This window comes from Bradyrhizobium sp. SZCCHNR1098 (genome assembly GCF_032489375.1).
Lineage (GTDB): Bacteria > Pseudomonadota > Alphaproteobacteria > Rhizobiales > Xanthobacteraceae > Bradyrhizobium.
On the sequence record NZ_JAUEXY010000012.1, the window covers coordinates 93,341 to 115,741 of the forward strand.

Annotated in this window: 13 protein-coding genes and 1 tRNA gene; 7 read left to right on the forward strand and 7 right to left on the reverse strand. The window is 59.6% G+C overall.

Translation table 11 applies throughout. The annotated features are described in order from the left end of the window. Nucleotides 1–76 precede the first annotated feature (76 nt). The 6 genes from argB to rpmH form a co-directional block, all read right to left on the reverse strand. The gene (argB, locus tag QX135_RS24140; protein ID WP_012047096.1) at nt 77–973 is read right to left on the reverse strand and encodes an acetylglutamate kinase; all 897 of its coding nucleotides are present in this window, start codon (nt 971–973) and stop codon (nt 77–79) included. A gap of 75 nt (nt 974–1,048) precedes the next feature. Beyond that, nucleotides 1,049–1,420 (reverse strand): DUF423 domain-containing protein, encoded by a 372-nt coding sequence (locus tag QX135_RS24145; protein ID WP_316177446.1) that lies wholly within the window; start codon nt 1,418–1,420, stop codon nt 1,049–1,051. Continuing rightward, nucleotides 1,417–2,076, reverse strand: coding sequence for a ribosome biogenesis GTP-binding protein YihA/YsxC (gene yihA, locus QX135_RS24150; protein WP_316177444.1), 660 nt, complete (start codon nt 2,074–2,076; stop codon nt 1,417–1,419). The genes QX135_RS24145 and yihA overlap by 4 nt, the downstream gene beginning before the upstream one ends. Before the next feature lie 145 nt (nt 2,077–2,221). Continuing rightward, the gene (gene yidC, locus QX135_RS24155; RefSeq protein WP_316158848.1) at nt 2,222–4,087 is read right to left on the reverse strand and encodes a membrane protein insertase YidC; all 1,866 of its coding nucleotides are present in this window, start codon (nt 4,085–4,087) and stop codon (nt 2,222–2,224) included. Nucleotides 4,088–4,109: 22 nt separating this feature from the next. Further along, nucleotides 4,110–4,520 carry a ribonuclease P protein component gene (gene rnpA / locus QX135_RS24160; RefSeq protein ID WP_315775596.1) on the reverse strand — a complete coding sequence of 137 codons (411 nt, stop codon included), beginning with the start codon at nt 4,518–4,520 and terminating at the stop codon, nt 4,110–4,112. A gap of 31 nt (nt 4,521–4,551) precedes the next feature. Beyond that, a complete protein-coding gene (gene rpmH / locus QX135_RS24165; protein WP_006609582.1) occupies nt 4,552–4,686 on the reverse strand; it encodes a 50S ribosomal protein L34 in 135 nt (44 codons plus the stop codon). 495 nt (nt 4,687–5,181) lie between these two features. Between rpmH and QX135_RS24170 the strand changes: the two genes are divergently transcribed. From QX135_RS24170 to QX135_RS24200, 7 genes are all read left to right on the forward strand, one after another. Beyond that, entirely contained in the window at nt 5,182–6,657 is a 1,476-nt protein-coding gene (locus tag QX135_RS24170) for a HAMP domain-containing sensor histidine kinase (RefSeq protein ID WP_315734920.1), read from the forward strand. Nucleotides 6,658–6,926: 269 nt separating this feature from the next. Next, nucleotides 6,927–7,003: transfer RNA gene (locus QX135_RS24175), tRNA-Arg, on the forward strand. Between the two features lie 951 nt (nt 7,004–7,954). Further along, nucleotides 7,955–11,467: a protein NO VEIN domain-containing protein gene (locus tag QX135_RS24180; protein WP_316234323.1), complete on the forward strand. Its 3,513-nt coding sequence runs from the start codon at nt 7,955–7,957 to the stop codon at nt 11,465–11,467. Between the two features lie 32 nt (nt 11,468–11,499). Further along, complete coding sequence (locus QX135_RS24185; RefSeq protein WP_316234324.1) at nt 11,500–12,366, forward strand: ASCH domain-containing protein; 867 nt, start codon at nt 11,500–11,502, stop codon at nt 12,364–12,366. Next, nucleotides 12,359–15,250 carry a DUF1156 domain-containing protein gene (locus QX135_RS24190; RefSeq protein ID WP_316234325.1) on the forward strand — a complete coding sequence of 964 codons (2,892 nt, stop codon included), beginning with the start codon at nt 12,359–12,361 and terminating at the stop codon, nt 15,248–15,250. The genes QX135_RS24185 and QX135_RS24190 overlap by 8 nt, the downstream gene beginning before the upstream one ends. Nucleotides 15,251–15,267: 17 nt before the next feature. Then, a complete protein-coding gene (locus QX135_RS24195) occupies nt 15,268–18,609 on the forward strand; it encodes a DUF499 domain-containing protein (RefSeq protein WP_316234326.1) in 3,342 nt (1,113 codons plus the stop codon). A 313-nt stretch (nt 18,610–18,922) separates the two neighbouring features. After that, nucleotides 18,923–20,773: a DUF262 domain-containing protein gene (locus QX135_RS24200; RefSeq protein WP_316234327.1), complete on the forward strand. Its 1,851-nt coding sequence runs from the start codon at nt 18,923–18,925 to the stop codon at nt 20,771–20,773. Between the two features lie 36 nt (nt 20,774–20,809). Here the strand turns inward: QX135_RS24200 and QX135_RS24205 are convergent, their stop codons facing one another. Beyond that, nucleotides 20,810–22,348, reverse strand: coding sequence for a hypothetical protein (locus QX135_RS24205; protein ID WP_316234328.1), 1,539 nt, complete (start codon nt 22,346–22,348; stop codon nt 20,810–20,812). Nucleotides 22,349–22,401: the final 53 nt, after the last annotated feature.

Consider the following 22,401-nt stretch of genomic DNA (forward strand, 5'->3'; position numbering starts at 1 on the left):
GGCCGGGCTGTCTGCATTGCGAAGACGCGCTCCGCGCTTTCGCCCGGCCATGACGGAGAGAGTTGGCGGGAAGTGCTCACTTGTGGATCAGCGTGCCCGTGCCCTGGTTGGTGAACAGCTCGAGCAGCACGGCGTGCTGCACCTTGCCGTCCAGGATGACGACGCCCTGGACGCCCTGCTCGAGTGCGTAGATGCAGGTCTCGACCTTCGGGATCATGCCGCCGGAGATGGTGCCGTCGGCGATCAGCTTGCGCGCGTCCTTCACCGACAATTCCGGGATCAGCTTCTTCGACTTGTCGAGCACGCCGGGCACGTCGGTGAGCAGCAGGAGGCGCTTGGCCTTCAGCGCACCGGCCACAGCCCCGGCGAACGTATCGGCATTCACGTTGAAGGTTTGGCCTTCCTTCGAGGTCGCCAGCGGCGCGAGGATCGGGATCAGCTCGTAGCCGATCAGCTGATTGAGCAGCGTCAGATCGACCTTGTCCGGCTCGCCTACGAAGCCGAGATCGACCACCTTCTCGATGTGACTGTCGGGATCGACCATGGTGCGGGTCGCCTTGACCGCGCGCACCATGTTGCCGTCCTTGCCGCACAGCCCGACGGCTTTGCCGCCGGCCTCGTTGATGTAGCCGACCAGCTGCTTGTTGATCGATCCGGCCAGCACCATCTCGACGATCTCGATGGTCGCGGCATCGGTGATGCGCAGGCCGGCGGCGAATTCGGAGACGATGCCGAGGCGCTTGAGCATGGTCGCGATCTGCGGTCCGCCGCCGTGCACCACCACCGGATTGATGGCGGTCTGCTCGAGCAGCACGATGTCGCGCGCGAACGCTTTCGCGGTGTCCTCGTCACCCATGGCGTGACCGCCATATTTGATGACGATGGTCTCGTCGTCATACTCCTGCATGTGCGGGAGCGCTTCGGACAGGATGCGGGCCTGATCGAGCGGGCTGATGGTGGTCGCGTCGGTCATGTCTGGGAGGTCTCGGCTGTCGGGGGCGTCGCGCCGCGTTCTAGCCGATTGCCGCCCGCGGCGCAAAGCGCCGGATCACACCCGCCGCGGCCACAGCGCGCAGACCGCGAGTGCGAGCCAGCTCGCGATCTGCAAGCTACCGCCGATCGGCGCCGCAAACGGAAACAGCCGATCGCCGGTGAACTGCCGCATCAGGAGGTCGCCGGCGAACAGGGCCGGTCCGAGCACGAAGCCGATCGCCGTGACCAGGCCGATGCGCCGATGAACCACGCCGCGCTCTGCAAGCGCGATGGTGCCGAGCAGGGCGCAGGCGTGGAACAGCAGCATGGTGGAGGCGGTCGCGAGCCGCGATGCATCGGGCTCGTGCGCGGCCTTGGCCGCCAGCGCGACGCCGGCGGCGCCCATCAGCCCGGCCATTGCGACCAGGATTCGCCACGGCGTCATCATGCGCTCCGCTCTTCCAGCAGCCGCACCATGGCGGCACGCAGCTCCGGCATGCCGGTGCCCGATCGTGACGACGTCGCCAGCACCTGAGGAAACGCCGCCGGATGCTTGGCGAGCGCGGCCTCGGTCTCGGCGATCCGGCTTGCGAGCTCAGCCGGCTTGATCTGGTCGGCCTTGGTCAGGACGAGCTGATAGCTGACGGCGGACCTGTCGAGCGTTTTGAGAATCTCCTGATCGACCTCCTTCAGCCCATGACGGGCATCGATCAGCACATAGACGCGGGCGAGCGAGGCGCGGCCGAGCAGGAATTTGTGGATCAGCTCGGTCCAGGACGCGACCTTGGTCTTCGCCGCGGCGGCATATCCATAGCCGGGCATGTCGACCAGCCGCAGCGGCGCATGCCCGGGCCCCTCGAAGAAGATCAGCTCCTGGGTGCGGCCCGGCGTATGCGAGGTGCGCGCCAGCGCGTTCTGGCCGGTCAGTGCGTTGATCAGGCTGGACTTGCCGACATTGGAGCGGCCGGCGAAGGCGACTTCGAGGCTTCCCATCGGCGGCAGGCTCTCGATCGAGGGCGAGGCGTGGGTGAAGCGCCACGATTGAGCGAACAGCTTGCGGCCTTTTTCGATCAGGCGCTCGTCGGTGTCGTGGCTGGTGGTCATGACAAGGCCTCGCTCTTCGTCATGCCCGGGCCTGGCCCGGGCATCCACGCCCATTGCGCGGGATATCAAAACGTGGATGGCCGGGACAAGCCCGGCCATGACGGTAGACGTTTCGTTGCTTCAGCGGCTCACGCCGCCTTACTCGTCACGCTACTTTTTTTTTGAACGTGCCGCGGATGTTGTCGAACAGCTCCACCTTCACGCCATTGCGGCGCATGATGAAGCCCTGCTGCAGCACCGACAGCGTGTTGTTCCAGGCCCAGTAGATCACGAGGCCGGCCGGGAAGCCCGCGAGCATGAAGGTGAAGATCAGCGGCATCCAGTTGAAGATCATCGCCTGCGTCGGATCCGGCGGCGTCGGGTTCAGCTTCATCTGGAACCACATCGTGATGCCCATGATGATCGGCCAGATGCCGAGCGCCAGGTAGTGGCCGAACAGCGGCAGCTGGGTCGGGTCGAACGGGATCAGGCCGAACAGCGTGAACAGATTGGTCGGATCCGGCGCCGACAGGTCCTTGATCCAGCCATAGAACGGCGCATGCCGCATCTCGATGGTGACGAACAGCACCTTGTAGAGCGAGAAGAACACCGGGATCTGCAGCACGACCGGAAGACAGCCGGCGACCGGGTTGATCTTCTCCTTCTTGTAGATCTCCATCATCTCCTGCTGCTGCTTCATCCGGTCGTCCGGATAGCGCTCCTTGAGCGCCTGGAGCTGCGGCTGGATCGCCTTCATCTTCGCCATCGAGGCGTAGGACTTGTTGGCGAGCGGGAAGAACAGGAGCTTCACCAGCACCGTCACCAGCAGGATCGAGATGCCGAAATTGCCGAAGAAGCGGAAGAAGAAATCCAGCGCCAGGAACATCGGCTTGGTCAGGAAGTAGAACCAGCCCCAGTCGATCAGGAGATCGAAATGGTTCAGCCCGAGCTGCTGGTTGTAGCCGCCGAGGCCGCCGATCGGGAAGTTGATGCCGACGACGCCGGCCTCCTTGGCGCCGGCGAACAGCCGCGTGGAGACGCTGGCCGAGCCGCCGGCCGGTACCGTCTGCGGGGTCTCGACATAGTCCGTCTGGTAGCGATGCTGGTTGTCGACCAGCTTCGACGAATAGTTCGCCTGCAGGCGGGCATCCGTCATCGGCAGCAGCGCGGCCGCCCAATATTTGTCGGTGATGCCGAGCCAGCCATTGTTGACGTCGAACTTCGCCGCCTTCTCGTCGTCCATCTTCTTGTAGGTGAATTCCTGCAGGCCCTTTTCGCCGAGATAGCCGATCAGGCCTTCATGCAGGATGTAATAGCCCGAGACTTGCGGCGTGCCATGACGCGAGATCAGGCCGTAGGGATACAGCGTCACCGGCGCATTGCCGGCGTTGGTGACGTCGTCCTTGATGGTGAAGAGATAGTGGTCGTCCACGGAAATGGTGCGCTGGAAGGTCAGGCCGTCGCCGTTGGTGAAGGTCAGCTTCACCGGGGTCGAGGGCGTCAGCGCGTTGGAGCCGTCCTGCTGCCACATCGTGCTCTGGTCGGGCACCTGCACCTTGGCGCCGGCGGCGTTGACCCAGCCGAACTCGGCGTAATAGGGCTCGGCGGTGTTGGACGGCGAGAACAGCACGATCGCCGGCGATTTCGGATCGACCGTCTCGCGGTACTTCACGAAAGCCAGATCGTCGATGCGCGCGCCCTTCAGCGAGATGCTGCCGGTCAGCCGCGGCGTGTCGATCTTGACGCGCGGGGTGGCGGCGATGGCGGTGTCGCGCGGCATCACGCCTGTGCTGATCACGGCCCCGCCCGGTGCGCTCGGGCTGCCGGTTGCGGAAGCGCCCGGCTGCGGGGTGGCAGACGGAGCGGTGCTGTCGGGCTGCGTTGCCGGCGCCTGCTTCTTGGCGAGCTCGGCCTGCAGTTGGGCCTGCGCGCGCTGCTTCTCCATCTGCGGTCCGTTGTAGAAGACCTGCCACAGGATCAGCACGAGGCCGGACAGAATGACGGCGAGGATGGTGTTGCGATTGTCGGTCATCGTTTTCTTATCGTCTCGTCGTTCAATCCGGTTTGCGGGAATGCGCGTCCGGTGCGGGAGCGTTTGGCTTGTCCGCATCCGACGGCTTGCGCGGCTGCGGCTTGGCCTGCGGCCGGTCGAGGCGGCGGAGCGTCGCCTGGAGGTCGGCGAGCATGGTCGAGAAGTCGCGTGACAGGGCATCCCGCCGGCCGACCAGCACGTAGTCACTGTGCGGCCGCATCGACAGGGGATCGAGCCGTTTCACAAGCTCGCGCAACCGCCGACGGATGCGATTACGCTCCGTGGCGGTGCCATTCTTTTTGGTGACGGTAAAGCCGATCCGGATCGGGCCCTGGTCCGGCCGTTCCCGGCGCTGGACCCCGAAGGCAGGGCTGTTCGCCCGCACGCCATCGGCAACGGCGAGGAAGTCCGCCCGCTGCCGCAGCCGATCCATGATGGAAATCTCCGGGACAGACGCCCTGGCTTCAGGCGCTGAGACGCTTGCGGCCCCGGGCGCGACGCGCGGCAAGGACCTTGCGGCCGCCGGTGGTGGCGAGACGGGCGCGGAAGCCGTGACGGCGCTTGCGCACCAGTTTGCTGGGTTGATAAGTCCGCTTCACGGGTCGTTCTCCGCTGCCGGGCAATTTGCCAGTTGACAACTTGCCTGCTTGAAATGTCGATTGATGTCCGGTGATGCTTCCGGGCCCGAAATGGACCGCTGCCGGCCCTGAAATCGAGCCGCTCCCGGGCGGGCCGGGTCATCGCGGACGGTTGGCGCGGCTTATAAGGGAGCGTCCCGCCTTCGTCAATCGCGGCAAGGCGTCCTAGGCGGTGCAGGCGATCGACGGCGCCGAGATCTCGTAAAGACCTTCGTCACCGGGTCGGCATGGCGAATGAGACGAAGCAAGACGAGAACGCAAGACCCTGGGCGCAGGACGAGGGCAAGAATAGCCTCCGCACGGCGGGGTTGAAGACGTCAGAGGTCGTGCAGTTTTGGGTTCCATTATGAACGATTTGGAAACCGGAACATGAGCGATCCGTAATTTGACCGGACTCCGGTGCAGTCCCATCTTGCGGTCCCGTAAGGGTGGGGGTGTCTCTTACAAGGGCGATACGTGACCGAGAGCGACAACCAGCCAATCTTGGAGCGCCTGCGACCGAAAAGGTCGCGCCGGCTCGGCTTGTCTGGAAAGCTGCTGCTGTTGACCATTCCGCTGGTGATGATCGCGGAGGTGCTGATCTACGTGCCGGCGATCGCCAATTTCTGGACCAACCGGCTCAACGATCGCCTGGCGGCCGCCAATACCGCTGCGCTGGTGCTTGATGCCGCGCCGTCCGGCATGGTGCCGGATTCGCTGGCGCGGCAGATCCTCACCTCCATCAACGCGCGCGGCGTCGCCATCAAGATGGGCCAGCAGCGCCGCCTGCTCGCCAGCGCCGACCTGCCCGCCTCGATCGACCACGACTTCGACATGCGCGACATGACGGTGTGGTCGTCGATCGTGAACTCGCTGACGATGATGACAGAGACCGGCGATCACACCATGCGCGTGATCGGGCCGTCGCCGGGCCGCGCCCAGTTCATCGAGGTCGTGACCGACGAGAAGCCGTTGCGCAAGGCGATGTATCGCTTCTCGCGCAATCTGCTCGGCGTGTCGCTGCTGCTGGCGGTGCTGACCGCGGCGCTGGTCTATCTTGCTCTGCATTTCCTGTTCGTGCGGCCAATGCGGCGCCTCACCGCGAGCCTCGTCGGCTTCCACGAAAATCCGGAGAGCGTGGCGCGAATCATCGTGCCGAGCCAGCGTTCCGACGAGATCGGCGTCGCCGAGCGCGAGCTCGCCGACATGCAGCGCGACCTCGTCTCGATGCTGCATCAGAAGAGCCGGCTCGCCGCCCTCGGCCTCGCCGTGTCCAAGATCAACCATGACCTTCGCAACCTGCTGGCCTCGTCGCAACTGCTGTCGGACCAGCTCGCCAGCGTTCCCGATCCGCGGGTGCAGCGCTTCGCGCCGAAGCTGATGCGCTCGCTGGAGCGCGCCATCGCGTTCTGCCAGTCGACGCTGTCCTACGGCAAGGTGCAGGAGCCGGCGCCGGACCGCCGCATGGTGGCGGTCGAGCAGGTGGTGGCGGAGGTGCGGGAGACCGCTGGCCTGTCGCCGGATGCCTCGATCACGTGGATCGCGGCGATCGAGCGCGGGCTGAAGATCGATGCTGATCCGGACCAGCTGTTCCGCGTGCTGCTCAACCTGGTGCGCAATGCCGCCCAGGCCTTGGACAGCCTCGCGGCGGATGCCGGCGTGCGCCAGATCCGCATCACCGGCCGCCGCGAGGGCGGGGTGGCGATCCTGGAGGTCTCGGACACGGGTCCCGGCGTCCCGGCGAAGGTGCGAGAGCACCTGTTCGAGGCCTTCCGTGGTGCCGGTCGTCCGGGCGGCTCGGGGCTGGGCCTTGCGATCGCGGCCGAGCTGGTCCGGGCCCACGATGGCGACATCCAGCTGGTCGAAGGGACCCTGGGGGCCACCTTCCGAATCACGATTCCCGACCGCCCTGTCGAGCTGCAGACCTTCTGGACCGAGCGCGCCAGCGCCTGAACCGGACCGGCCTCACCTGCCATTCCGGGGCGATGCCGCAGGCGTCGAGCCTGGAACTCCGGGCGTGCCGGAACGAAGCCCGTCCGCTCCGGCCCTACCGAACCGCGCCAGCGCGTCTGCGGAAAAATGGTCGCAAAATGTCCCGCTCCAGCCTTGCCAAGCGGTCTCCGAGCCGTTAGTCAAAGGCCCTTCGCGAGGCCTGCCGGCATTTGCCGCCCCGGCCTTCCGGGATCCGGCCCCTGGCCCGGAGCCTGCCAAACGCGAAAAACGCGCCCGTAGCTCAGCTGGATAGAGCATCAGACTACGAATCTGAGGGTCGGACGTTCGAATCGTTCCGGGCGCGCCAGTATTTTAAGGCCTTTCTTGAATTGCGCCTTCCAGACCAAAGCTGCCTAGCTACCAACTAGCAACCGGCATGTTCAAGAAAGCCGCAGCTTCGAGCGGCCTCGAAATTTTTTTTCAGGCATAGCCCCCTACCTGCGAACGGGCTTCTTCTCTCGATTCTGCAAAAGGCGATTATCAGAGCCGGAGGCGCTCAGCTGCTTTCGGCCTGAGGGTGCACTTCCTCCCGAACCACTCGGCGTCAGCTTTCTCGTGGCGCAGGATGAGGTACCAGATTTCGAGGCCTTCTCGTCTAACCAGGGTTCTAAGTGCCCGCAGCACTGATACTCGGTGCTTCTTCTGCACCTTCTGCCCCGGATAAACGTGGCGGCAAAGCTCCGATGTCGAAAAGGACTGGGTCGGATGCTTCTCCATGAAGTCTTTCAGCCTGACTGCGACGGCTCCCAATCCTCTGCTCACTTGCCCTTCCGAGTTAAGTGTTTCCCAACCCTAACGCGCCGTCAGTAGATTGCACAGCTGCTCGATCGCTCAAAGCAATGCAGCTGAAATAGGGGGGCGACGATGCTGAGACTGGTGCGATCTACGGAGAGCCACGCTTTCAAGACTTTCGAGGAAGCGGGTCACTGGCTCCTTGCGCAGGCTGGTGTGAAGAACGTGCGGATCAAGCGACTGGGGGCAAGGTGGGCTCTTTGTGAGGTCCTGAAGGACGGCTCTTCCGTAATGGCAACAATGAGCGTCGACGACCCCCGACCGCCTCAGGCTCGGCTTCTCCAATTATTCTGCGAAGAATGGTCAGCGGCATTGGGGTTCGAATTGGTCGGGACGCGGGTGCAGAGCCCGTCGCCGGCTCCCTTGCGACGTAGTTCGAGCCCCAAATCTTATCTGGTCAGCGAACGGGCGTATATTGCAACCTTTGGTTATTGACCGCGCCTTCCGGTAGGGTATTGCCTGAGGAATGAACCCTTCTGATTTCGACTCCATAAAGCCCGGCAGCATTATCTTGGGATTGGATGCTGCTGGCCCCGCAGAAATCGTCCAGGTCTCGGATTTTGGTCCAGACGCCAAGAACATCACGTTTCGGGCTGCAGGTCGCGTTGGCGAACGACTTCTTTATCGAGGCGAAGAGGCAACCCTTGAACTAGCCAAGAAAGGCCGAGCGTACGCCTTTGATGCGGACGGTGGCCTTTTGCGCCTCGCCTCGGAGGCCTATCGCATCCGATTGGCACACCTCTTCGATCCATATTTGGCGGTCAGTGCCTCGCAAATCGAGGCTCTGCCTCATCAGATCACGGCTGTTTACGGTGAGATGCTGCCTCGCCAGCCTCTTAGATTCCTGCTCGCCGACGATCCGGGTGCCGGTAAGACGATCATGGCCGGCCTGCTCATCAAGGAGCTGATGATCCGCGGGGATCTTGATCGGTGCTTGATCGTTGCGCCGGGCAGCCTCGTGGAACAATGGCAGGAAGAAATGGCCGAGAAATTCGGCCTTGGCTTTGACTTGCTGACGAGAGACCAGATTGAAGCTTCGATCACCGGCAATCCGTTTGCGGAAAAGAACCGGCTGATCATGAGGCTGGATATGGCCGCGCGGTCGGACGAATTGAAGGCCAAGCTGGCTGCTGCGCCGGATTGGGACCTCATCATCTGCGATGAAGCTCATCGCATGGCTGCTTCCTATTTCGGTGGCGAAGTGAAGGAAACCCAGCGCCACAAACTGGGGAAGCTGCTGGGCACACGGACTCGCAACTTCCTGCTCATGTCGGCCACGCCCCATAACGGCAAAGAGGCCGACTTCCAGTTGTTCATGGGCTTGCTGGACGCAGACCGCTTCGAGGGGCGATTTCGCGAAGGCGTTCACAAGGCCGATGTGTCCGACATGATGCGGCGGCTCACCAAGGAAGAGCTATACAGGTTCGACGGCACACCGCTGTTTCCGGAACGCCGGGCCTATACCGCCAGCTATGCACTGTCACCGGTGGAGGCCGATCTCTACCAGGCGGTCACGACGTACGTGCGCGAAGAGATGAACCGTGCAGATCGAACCGGCGACGATAAGCGCAGGTCGAGCGTAGGCTTCGCGTTGCAGATCTTGCAGCGGCGATTGGCATCATCTCCCGCAGCCATTCATCGTTCGCTTGAGCGGCGACGTAAGCGTCTGGAAGAGAGATTGCGTGAAGAGACGTTGATGCGGCAGTCGGGTTCCGCCTCCCTGCGGCGCACGCCTGAATTGCCCACTTACGATCCTGATGATGTAGACGAAATTCCTGGCGTCGAGGTTGAAGAGGCAGAGGATCAGATTGCGGATCAGGCAACCGCAGCGGCGACTCTTGCTGAGCTGGAAGCCGAAATTCTCACCTTGAAGGACCTGGAGGGCCGCGCCCTGCGCCTTAAGCTTTCCGGACAGGACGCCAAGTGGCGTGAACTGGAATCGATCCTGGATGAGCCGATGATGCTGGATCAGGCAACCGGCCTTCGGCGAAAAGTCCTTATCTTTACGGAGCCGAAGGACACGCTGGAATATTTGCAACAGAAGATCGTCGCCAGGGTCGGAGATCCAGCCGCGGTGGTTGTGATCCACGGCGGTGTTGCCCGCGAAGCACGTCGTGCAGCCATTGCAGCATTCAACTCTGATCCCGTGGTTCGTGTCATGATTGCAAACGATGCCGCTGGCGAAGGTGTGAACCTTCAACGCGGCGCGCACCTCATGATCAACTACGATCTGCCCTGGAACCCAAACAGGCTTGAACAGCGCTTCGGCCGGATTCATCGCATCGGTCAGACTGAGGTCTGCCATCTATGGAATCTATGTGCAGCCAACACCCGCGAGGGCGAAGTCTATCGGCGATTGCTCGAAAAGCTTGAGGAGGCTCGTAGCGCCCTTGGCGGCAAAGTTTACGACGTGCTTGGCGAATTGTTTGAGGGTCACGCCCTGCGCGATCTCCTCGTTGACGCAATCCGCTACGGTGATCGACCCGAGAAGAAGGCAGAACTGCTCCGGAAGGTCGATGGCGCGGTCGACGTTGATGCGATTGAAAAGCTTGTCGCTGAACGCAAGCTCACCTCGGAGGGCATGAGCGCCAGTTCCGTCGCTGCGGTCCGGGAGCAGATGGAACGTGCGCAGGCGCGCCGTCTTCAGCCGCACTTCATCGGTGCTTTTTTTCGCGAAGCCTTCACATTGCTCGGCGGACGAATTGCAGAGCGAGAGAAAGGCCGCTTCGAAATACTTCGGGTGCCATCAATCCTGAAGGAGCGCGACAGGCTGATCGGCCGATCGGATCCAGTACTTGATCGATATGCGCGGATCACGTTTGAGAAAGCGCTCATTGTTGGCAAGCCGCAGGCCGAACTAGTTGCGCCCGGTCACCCCCTCCTGGAAGCGCTGGTTGACGTGGTTCTGGAACGTTTCCAACCTTTGCTCTCTCAGGGCGCGGTGCTGGTTGACGAGACTGACGAAGGGCAATCCCCGCGTTTGCTTGTGTATCTTGAGCACGCCGTTCGTGACGCCCGGACAGGCCGATCGGGTGAGCCACGAACGATCTCTCAGCGGCTCCAATTTCTCTTCTTGATGGAAGATGGGACTGCGATAGACGGAGGCCCCGCACCTTATCTCGATTGTCGACCAATCACGCCCGAAGAGCGCTTATTGGTTGCAGATTCGATCTCTGCCGCGTGGTTGTCGGAAGATGTCGAGGCACGGGCGTTAGGCTATGCGGTGCGGATGCTCGTACCGGAGCATCTAAATGAGGTGCGCTCGCGTCGTATTGCAGAAATCGACAAGGTGGAGCGCGAGGTGCGCGCTCGCCTCAACCGCGAAATCAACTATTGGGATGCCCGTTCCGCACGATTGCGGGAAGAAGAGCGTGCTGGCAAGGAGCAGAGGATCAACGCTCAAAACGCCGAAGCGACAGCGGCGCGACTGGTGGACCGGCTGCATCGCCGCCAAACCGAACTGGATCGAGAGCGGCAGATCTCAGCCCTGCCGCCAGTGTTGAAAGGGGCGGCTCTAGTAATCCCTGGTGGCCTGCTAAAGACAAAGCTCGGAAGTGCGCCGGCCGAGAAGCAGGACGGCTTTTCCGAAGACCCGGTGGCCCGCGCCGAAATAGAACGGCTCGCCATGGAAGCTGTGTTTGCGGCGGAGCGTGCTCTTGGCAACGACCCGCGCGACGTGTCGGCTGAAAAGAAGGGTTGGGATATCGAGAGCCGCGACTTGAAGGCAGGTCACCTACGTTTCATTGAAGTGAAGGGAAGGCAGTCCGACGGACGCGACGTAATCCTGACGAAGAATGAGATCCTCGCATCGTTAAACGCCGCTGAGGCCTTTATACTAGCGATTGTTCAAGTCGAAGGAGGCTTCGCGCGAGAGCCGGTTTATGTCAGGCGCTTTTTTGGTAGAGAACTAGGCTTTGCAGAGACAGCGGTGGTTTTCGATATAGCAACATTGATGGCGTCCGGCATGCCGCCGGCATGAAGTGGCTAATCAGAGGGGGTGCGACGCAATAGATGAAAGCAATCGTAATTCGGGAGCCGTATGTCAGTCTCATTCTCACGGGCGAAAAGACCTGGGAGATGCGCAAGGCAGCCTGCCGCTATCGAGGCCTCGTCGCTTTGATCGGCAAGGGCACGGGTAGAGTCGTGGGAATGGCTGAAATAATCGATTCGCTTCCACCTGTCGGTTCGCTAAAAGAGTACGCCGAGGCTGAGTCAAAACATCGGGTGCCCCCCAATCTTCAGAGGCAGGCTTTTTCTGACGGCTGGCGAACCCCATGGGTGCTGACCAACGGGCGACGTCTGACCTCACCAATATCGTATAAGCATCCTTCTGGAGCAGTCGTGTGGGTGAATCTCGACGACGACGTCGCAGCAAAGGTGAGGGCTGAGGTAGGACAAGTATTGATAACGACGGGATCAAGCGGAGCGCGCGGGATGCTGGAGAAAGTCGACCTTTCTTTGTCGCATCCTGGCCCGTTGCGGCTGCATGCGAGGGCCACGAATGGAGCATCAGCGCTTGCCCAGAGCGAAGAAAAGGAAACTCTTGTTGCAAGAGATATCTCCCCTGACGCGATCCGAAGGGTGATCGTTACCGGCGGCAATATTCGCAATAATCATTTCTATCTTCCTCTAGATTTCTTCCCCGATGAAGCAATCGGGGGCAGAAATAAATCCGAGGCGGCTGCGCGGACCATCTCAGTGACATTCCGGCCGGGGCGGACGATCGAGACGGAGATCGATCGCACCAAGCGAATCTTTCGCGCGAGGAGTGCCGTCGGCGAGTTCTTTGCCAAGACAGGCATTGGGGAAGGCGACAAAGTTCGCCTCGTGAAAACCGGTGCGTTCAGCTACGAAGTATCGAAAGAGGCTAATGGTTGACTTCACACAACAGAATATCCGTAAGAAACTGATCGAGGTTTCGATTCCTCTCGAAGCGATTAATGTCGCCTCCGCGAAGGAAAAATCAATCCGTCATGGACACCCTTCGACCCTACATCTGTGGTGGTCGCGCAAGCCGCTGGCCACATGTCGCGCGGTACTATTTGCACAATTGGTAGACGATCCATCTTCTTGGCCTGATCGGTTCAAGACGGAGGCCGAGCAAGACATCGAGCGTCGGCGTCTCCATCAAATCATCCAGCGAATGCTGCCATGGGAAGCATTGAACGATGAAGCCGTACTGAATGACGCTCGATGGGAAATCGCAAGATCAGTAGCTTGGGGACGGGGCGAAGAGCCCCCATTGAAGAGTGACGGACGTGCGGTAGAGCGATATCTTCAGGACATAGCCCCTCCGGTGTATGATCCATTTTGCGGCGGAGGTTCAATTCCGCTCGAAGCGCAGCGACTTGGATTGCGCGCGTACGGGTCTGATCTAAATCCCGTCGCCGTTTTGATTTCGAAGGCATTGGTAGAAATTCCGCCTTTGTTTGCCGGGCGGGCGCCGATCAACCCCGTTTCCAAGTCGGAGTTCAAACGCGGAGGGCGTTGGAACGGAAAGGGTGCCGCAGGACTCGCCGAGGACATTCGTTATTACGGCCATTGGATGCGCGAGGAGGCAGAGCGTCGCATTGGACACCATTATCCCAAGGTCGCACTAGCCGATGGGACACTTGCAACGGTGGTGGCATGGCTGTGGGCTCGGACTGTTAGATCTCCAGATCCGATCGCGAGCGGGCACGCCGTGCCTCTTGTATCGTCCTTCTTGCTTTCAACAAAAGATAGAGCAAAGGCCTGGATAGAGCCAAAACTCGACGCCAGTGCTCCCGATGGTTATCGGTTTGAGGTGCATAGCGGGCCGATGACAAAGGCCGATGAGGAAAGACTAGCAAAAGGTACCAAAACGGGGCGCGGAGAATTTCGCTGTGTCTTGACCGGTGCAAAAATCGATAGTGCGCATATCAAGAGCGAGGCCAAGGCTGGCCGAATGTCAATGCGCCTAATGGCAATTGTTGCCGAAGGTAAGAGAGGGCGAGTTTTTCTTTCGCCTAATGAAGTTCACGAAGCTGCGGCAATTGTTCCGACGCCAGATGTCACATTCATTGCCCAGGATATGCTTCATGATCCGAGAGCCCTCACCCCGGTGCTCTACGACATTGACAGACTCGATAAACTCTTTTCTCCCCGTCAACTCTTGGCGCTCTCGACTTATTCTGACCTCGTCGCCGAAGCCCGACTGAAAGTCATCGAGGATGCGCGCGGCGAAGCCTTTCCTGCGGCCGGCCCTTTGTGCGCAAGAGGTCAGGGCATATTGGCTTATGCGGATGCCATCGCCACCTACTTAGGTCTGGGCGTTGGAAGGCTGGCGGATATTCAAAATGCCATTTGCCGATGGGAGGTAACAAAAACTCAAGTCCGAAATCTTTTTGGGCGCGCAGTGATCCCGATGGCTTGGGAGTTCGCAGAAAATTGTCTTTTCAACAACGCCGCGGGAGATTTCAAGACCAGTCTGGATAACCTTGTGAAAGCTCTGAAGTCTGCGCCCGCAGCAGGGCACGGCTATATCACGCAGTTGAACGCCTCCAAGAATTCCTTTCCAATTCGACCGATCGTGGTTTCGACCGACCCTCCGTATTATGACAACGTGGGATACGCAGATCTTTCCGACTTTTTCTATGTTTGGTTGAGAAGAACCTTACATTCAGTCTGGCCCGATCTTTTTCGACGAATTACAACTCCGAAAGAGGGCGAACTCGTTGCTACTCCATATCGTCATGGTGGCAAAGCGGCGGCCGAACAGTACTTCATGCTCGGCATGGCGGAAGCGCTTACTGCACTAAAGGAGGCTGCGACAGAGACTGAGCCGCTCGCTATCTACTATGCGTTTAAGCAATCAGAGTTAGCCGCAGAAGGTATTACCTCTTCCGGATGGTCGTCATTTCTACAAGCGGTCATAGGCGCCGGATTGGTTGTCGACGGCACTTGGCCTATGCGAACCGAACTAGCAAACCGAGTTCGAAGCATTGAATCTAACGCTCTCGCTTCATCGATAGTGCTCGTATGCCGGAAGCGGAGCGCTTTGGCAGATGTCATTAGCCGAGCAGAATTTGTTCGCGCATTGAAACGGGAATTACCGGACGCCATCGACGAGATCCGCAAGGCGGGTGTAGGGCCGGTCGATATGCAGCAATCGGTCATTGGCCCCGGAATGGGTATCTTCTCTCGCTATGCGAGAATATTGGAGGACGATGATTCTTCCATGCCAGTAAAGGTGGCCCTCGCGCTTATCAATCGCGTTTGGGAAGAAATCGACCAAGAACTCGACGCTGCCTTCGATGCGGAAACGCAAGTTGCTCTTGCTTGGTTCGCCACCTACGGGTTTGACGCAAGACCTTCGGGAGAACTCATCACGCTTGCCAATGCCAAAAACATTGCGTCCGACGCTCTTTTCGACTCTGGTGTTTTTATCGACTTGAAAGGCAAGGCGGCGCTGACGCCGCGCGATCAACTATCCAAAGATTGGGCGCCTTCGCTCGACGCGACCTTCACCGTTTGGGAGTGCGTGCAGCACACCGCGAAAACCCTGAACGCGGAGGATGGTGGCGGCGTGGCAGCGAGCCGACTTGTAGCGCTGATGGGACCGAAGGCTGCAGAAGCTCGTACGCTGGCTTACCGTCTGTTCGAGATTGCGACGCAGAAAGGGTGGGCTGCCGAAGCATTGATCTATAACGAACTCGCCCAGGAATGGCCCAAGCTCGAAGACCTCGCGTCGACCGCAGATGCCCGTGCTTCGATTGCTGCAGCGCAAGCTGAACTCTTTTGATCGATCGGGAGAATCGGATGTCGGCAGAAAAAGAAACTCTGCAGCGGGTTCAGGGCGGACTTTACCACCTCCAGAGGGGCCTCACTCCGTTCGTCGAGGCGCGCATGAAGTTGGTGCACGGCGTCAATTGGTTGAACTACGCGAGTCGTGCTTCCGGCGGGGCGCCGAATGCTCCACTTGATGCCTACGGGTTGGTCAAGACGATGATTGATCGGTGGCGCGAGACATTTGATGATGCGTTTGGTCGCAACGACAAGCACAAGGCGCGTAATTTTGCTTCAATGGCGCTTGAAGCCCGAAACGCCATTTCTCATCTTGCTATCGGCCTTCAGGATGACGAGGCATTGCGATATATCGATGCGATGCATCAGCTTCTCAAGCTGGTGAAAGCCCCGGCTGCCGAAGTCGCCGAATTAAAAAAGCTGTATGACGCGCAGCGCCAGTCCGGAGTGGCAAGAGCGCCAGCCTCGGAGACTGCCGCTACCCCTTCCTCAGCATCGAAGCCCGCCCAAGCAACCCTGACTTTGCCTCAATTGCCCTCAGCGGAGGAGCGTTCTGGCAAATCCCTCAAACCTTGGATTGAGGTTGCGCTGCCTCATCCAGATGTGATCGCAAACCGGTTCAAAGAGGCTGAGTTCGCCGCCGACCTTTTCGCCGTCGACACGGGCCATGCAAGCGACGCCTATGCGACGCCGACAAATTTCTTCGGCATCACGTTCTTAACTGAAGGATTGCGGAGGGTGCTAACCTCGGCTGTCCAGCGCTTGGGCGACACAGGCGGCGATCCAGTGATCGGTCTTCAAACCTCATTCGGTGGAGGCAAGACCCACACTATGCTCGCGATCTATCATTTGGCACGCCATCTGAGTGAAGGTGGCGATGCAAGCCGGCTGGCGGGCGTTGCAGAGATCGTCGAGAAGACTGGTGCGCGCAAACTGCCGAAGCCAAAGATTGCGGTGTTCGTCGGCTCCGCTGACGGGCCCGATGTAAGCCTGAAGATAGACAAGGGCCCCAAGGTTCACACCGTTTGGGGTTACATTGCGTGGCGGCTTGCCGGCGAAAAAGGACTTGCTCTCGTTGCCGAAGCTGAGGCGGCTCGAACGAGCCCAGGGTCTCGCGTGATGGTCGAGGTCTTCAAGCTGGCCGGCCCGAGCGTTATTCTGCTTGACGAGTTGACGATGTTTGCCCGCCAGCTCGATGATGACCGGTTCGAAGCGTTCCTGTCGTTCGTTCAGTCGCTGACCGAAGCGGCAAAAATGGTGCCCGGCATCCTGATCATCGGCTCCCTGCCAGAAAGCGACGCGGAGGCGGGAGGCGAACGAGGAAAGGCGGCGCTACGGAGACTTGAGAAGGTTTTTGGCCGTGTGCAGTCACCCTGGCTGCCGGCTTCCGGCGATGAAACATACGAAATCATTCGCCGTCGTCTCTTTCAGGCGCTCGACTCCGATGGAGAAAAGGCGCGGGAAGAGACTGTGAAGGCCTTCCATGATCTGTACAAGAAGAACGCAGCCGAGTTTCCGCCAGAGGCCAAGGAGCAGAGATACTTAGAGCTGTTGCGGCTTTCCTATCCGATCCACCCGGAGCTATTCGATCGGCTATCGAAGGATTGGGCTAGCTTGGAGAAATTTCAGCGGACGCGAGGCGTTCTGCGGTTCATGGCCAACGTGGTGGGAGTTCTCTGGCACTCGCAAACAAATGATCCGCTGATCACGCCAGCTCGCGTTCCGGTGGCTCATGAACGTGTTAGGGCGAGCGTGCTGTATCCGCTCGACCCGCAATTCGGCTCCGTGGTTGACAAGGAGGTCGACGGTGAGGGCTCGTTGCCGAGCCGGATGGAGGCCAATCCCTCACGCAGGATATCTCAGCTGCGGGCTGCTACTCGTGCAGCCCGGGCGGTCTTTCTATGCTCTGCACCATTGGTCGGGCAGCCAAATGCAGGGCTCACCGGTCAAGGTCTCCGGCTTGCCTGCGCTGAGCCGGGGGACCAACTTGCGATCTTCGGCGAAGCTCTTCGGGAACTGACCGAGCGTGCCACATATCTCTATGAGGAAGCGGGACGCTATTGGTTCTCGACGCAACCAACGCTCAATCGGCTCGCGGATGATCGGGCGAAGGCATTGGCGGACCACGATGTTGACGAGGCGATTGCCGATGTCCTTCGCAAGGACGCGGCGACCAAGGGCGGATTCGATCGCGTCTATGCGGCGCCAGATGATCCGGTGACGATTGACGAAGCTCAGGCGTTGTCTCTTGTCATACTTGGTCCCGCTACGTCACATGTCGGCAAGGGGGTCGTGAAATCTACCGCAACGGATGCCGCGAGCGATGCCTTGACGCGCTGCCGTGCTACTCAGCGGCGTTTTCGTAATACCCTTGTTTTCGTAGCGGCTGACGAGGCGGGTCTGGGAACGGCACGAGATGTCATGCGCAAAGCAATGGCATGGAAGCAAATCGTCGACGACAAGCGTCTACACGATGCTATGACGACTGCGCAGATTGCGGACGCAGAGGACAAGGCTAGGACAAATCGCGATTCCGCTCAGAAGGCTGTTCGCAGCGCGTGGAGCCACATTCTCTACGGGGTAAAGAGCGATACCGCGGGCAAGCCGTTCGAACTAGAGCATAGCCTGATTTCATCGCGCGACCGCGCTGCTATTCCGGCAGTTGTCTACGACAAGGCTAGGGCTGACGGGATCGCTCTGGAGAAGCTGGGCACGGAACGCCTTTGGCACGCTCTGAAGCCGATCTGGCCAGAGGACAGGGAGCACTTGCCTGTATCGGAACTCACCGATTGGTTTTCGTCCTATGTTTATCTGCCGAAATTGCGTGATCGCGTAGTCCTGGAAACGTCGATCAGGGATGCCGTCGCAAAGCTAGATCCTCAGTTTGGCTACGCCGACGGGTATGACGAGGCCAGCGGGAAGTATCGCGGGCTGATCTGGGCAAAGGATCCGCCTCAGCCATTCCCTACTAATGCGGTGCTCGTCAGCGACGCCGCGGCGAAGCGGCAGCTCGCCGAGAAGGCAACTGCAGGGCATGCAGCGCCCGCTGGATCGCCTGTGGCGCCGGGAGCCCCGTCAAGCACAACCGACGACAAACCGGCGCCAGCGCTGCCCCGTAAGGCTCGGCGGTTCTATGGATCGGTCGATCTCGATATGGTGCGTCCCGTGAAGGCCTTTGACGCGATCCTAAATGCCGTCGTCATGGAGCTTCAGCGAACCCAGGGCGCCAAGGTGAAGCTGACGCTGGAGATCGAAGCGGTGGCTGAGGAGGGCTTTGCTGACAACGACGTAAGCGTGGTGAGGGACAACGCCCGGCAACTTAAGTTCAAGCCGGAATCGACGGGGTTCGAGGACTGAAGCGGCTCTGGGGAAAAGTAGATGGGCGCTGCTTTCCTCCTCCATAAAAGGACAATTTCATTTTCGGCATTTTTCGGTGAATTTCAGTGTCAAGTCAGGTACTTGCGCAGGAAAATAATTCCGCGAAAAATCCCGAAAATTCCGTTTCGACCAGAATATTGACCGGACGGGAGATACTTGAGAGTGAAACGCTCCTGATCTCGTCGTTGAAAGTCCGATAACCGTGATAACCACCGTAACTAATCGGGGACGAAGTTATCGTGGTTAGTCCAGTTATTGCGGGTAAGGGGGAGCTTAGATGGAGCCGCGGAACATGCCCATCGGCGGGGTATTCGCCGATTCAAAGCGTCTCGTCGTGCCGATCTACCAGCGTACGTATGAGTGGACGCCTGAGCGCCAGATTGACACGCTGATAGACTATGTCGAAGCCAAGGCGGAGGCACGCCTTGCCAACGAGCCAGCGCGCTTTCTGCATTACATGGGCGCACTACTGCTCATACCGCGCTCCGGCTTCGTCTTTGGCCGCATTCCCGTATTCGACATCGTCGATGGCCAACAGCGCATCACGACGTTCCAGATCGCCCTGGCGGCGCTACGCGACCTTGCTATCGAGCGCGGCGAGCAATCGATCGCCGACCAGATCCGACCATTGCTCTTCAATATCGACGAAGCGTCGATGGAGGATAAGAAGTCCGAGCGTTTCAAGCTCGAACCGACCCGCTTGGATCGTCCAATATTCCGTGAACTGATGACCAAGTCGCTGGCAGAACTGCAGGAGGCTTACGAACCGTACTTCACACAGGCCGGACAGCTTCGAAAGACCGGCGTATCCGCGCCGAAGCCGCTGGCTGCGTGGTGGTACGTCCGCCAGCGTGCGGCGGAGTTCATCGATGAAGAAGGCTCCCCCGGCCTGCGGCTGCGAGCCCTTGTCGAGGCGATGCTCCAGGACATGCACCTGATCGTTATTACGCTCGCGGACACTGACGACGCGCAGGTGATCTTTGAGACGCTAAATTTCGGTGGTGAACCGTTGGCGGCGATGGATCTAGTCCGCAACGATGTTTTTCACCGCGCCGCCCGCAACAAGGAGGACATCGAGGACCTGATGGATACAGGCTGGGCGATGTTCGAGACGCCCTTCTGGAAGGAGAAGGCTACTCAGGGACGCATTACGAAGCCGAGGATGGATTTCTTCCTGGCGAACGTGCTTGCCGCGGAGACGGGGAAGGAGACCCTGCTCAACGAACTCTATGCTGCTTACAAGCGTTACAGCGCAGGGCGCAATTACGGAACGGTCGAAGCGGAACTTCAGACTCTACGGAAGCACGCGCCAACATACCAGGCGCTTGTTTCGCCAGAGTCTGGTCCAATGGCTCGGATAGCCAATGCCCTGGAAGTCTTCGATACGCGAACGGCCTATCCCTTGGTGTTTGCCTTGAACGCTGCAGTTTCAGATGAGCACACGCGCAAGGCGGTGTACCGGCTCATCGAGTCCTACGTGGTACGACGTGCCATCTGCGGCCTGACCCCGAAGAACTACAACAGCATATTTCTTCGCCTCGCCACGATCGCTCGTGAAAGCGGAGGAACGCTTGATGCGCTGCGCGATGCTTTCGCGGAGCATAGCGGATCGTCCAATCTATTTCCCAGCGATCAAGACTTGCGCCAGGCTTTTGAAACCAAACCAGCGTATCAGAATATCCCGCGACCGCGATTGTGGTACATCTTCCGAGAGCTAGAGTTTGCGTCGCGTGACGAATACAATGAGGTTGAAGGACTCAAGCCAGACCTCGAAATCGAGCACATTCTTCCGCAGACATGGTACGAGCATTGGCCACTTGCAGACGGTTCGACCGCGCCGGCAGATTTGACTTACGGGCTATCAGATCAGCGACGCGCATTAGTGGATCGGCGCCAGTCCCTCATCCATGTCTTGGGCAATCTCACTCTTCTGACAAAGCCGGCCAATCTCGAAGTCTATAACTACGCATTCGAGCCGGAAAAGAGGTCTCGACTTCGTTCGTCACTGCTGCGAATAAACCAGGACGTTGCGGCGGAAACAAAATGGGACGAGGACGCCATCGTCCGCCGAGCGCGGCGCTTGGCCGAATTGGCCATCAAGATCTGGCCTGCACCCGCCGCCGTCGAACTTCAGCCGGTCTGAAATCACACTAGGTGATGCAAGCGTTATTCAACGCAGTCACGGGATAGGCGACTGTCGCTTGCGACGTCGCTCCCGTCGGGCGAGACGACGGGCGCTTCGCCTTAGCGCGCATTCCATCATCCGTAGATGATGAGCTTTGAGTCCACGCGATTTTTTCACCCGAGGAAACTCATCGTCACTTAGGGCACTTCGGATCACATTTTCCGGACGCATCAACTCCCAAATTTCGCGGGCCTCAGCCAAGCGCGACTTGAGTGCGGGCGTCCACTCCGCAATTTCTAGCGCTACAATATCTTCCGAGCCTCCCTTGCGCCCAGTAACTTTCGGGGAAGCATCGAAACCGATAGCAAACGCACGTTTCAGATTGGGAAATTTGTCTAGTACGTCAAGGCAATAGCCTTCCAGCATCGCTTTCCTGTATCTGCGGTACAGGTCATAATCCCCGCCGAACTGCGCCTCGCGACAGGCGAGTATGAGGACAATATAACCAACGCTACGGTCAGCGCTCCGCCTTTGCGGAAGCATAACACGCGCAAATCTGTCAACTCCACGAATTTCTGCTTCGCGAAACATTTGGCTGAACGATTGGCCCAATAGCCGACGACTTAGGCGCGGTTCAAGCGCCATGCTCCGAAGCGCCTCTTCTGCCTCTTGGATACCGGCGTTGCCGCCATCCGCACCGACCGCGATCCCCTCGAGGATATCTTTTGCAAAATGGCCGATCAGCCAATCCCATTTATATGAAACCTCGTCGGCCTTGCGCTTAGCGACATAGTGTGGCTGCTCCGCAAGGCTGCTAAAAGTACCTGCGGCGATCGAGATCTTCTGATTGCCAGCAGGGGCTGGAAAGTCATGCGGGTCGTTTGGTCCGCCTGTGCAAAGGTAGCAGGCCAAGAGGTCGTGCTCTCCGCTAACATCGAGCAGGTTGCCAGAGCGGATTATGCGCTCACGTCGGGTCAGGTAGTCCGTGAAATCAGTCACCGTATCTAGTTCACGGCCAAGCAGGTCCAGCGCGGGCTCGTTGAATACGTGCACGAATGATTTGCCGGGACGCACGTCCCCGACACCGAACGGCAATTGGTTGGGGTTGTCATTCATGTGATCATCACCGTGCACGTCCGGCGCAATTGGAAAGTAACCCGGCTTCTCGTTGTAGAACTCGGCGCAGGCGTCAGTTGCGCCAAGAGCCAATGCAATGCCGTGCACGCGCCTACGTTCAATAGGGGGTAAGTTCAGCGGCAGCGGCTCAGTGCATGCGGCATTAAGGAAAACACGATCGCAGTGCTCTCTCAGCCAGCGGTCTGCTCCGCCGATTTGCGAGACTGACGCCTTGATTGCATGTCGATACCATCGCGACCAAGCAACTTTGAAATCCTTATTCGTTGCCCACAAGCTTTCCTTGACGCTGAAAATCAAAACGTCGTCGCCGCAAATAGCCAGTAGATCGCAGAGTTCTTGTCCGGGACTCTTGAAAAGATTGGGATACGACCACAAGCTTAGGAATACGCGGTCGGCAAGCCTCGCAAGGTTCTTCTCGGATGGATTGGCTCCAATCCCCCGCACGATCTTTGTCATTGCTAGTCCTACCTAGGGCGACCATCGAGGTGAATGATTTGGTATGTCTTTGA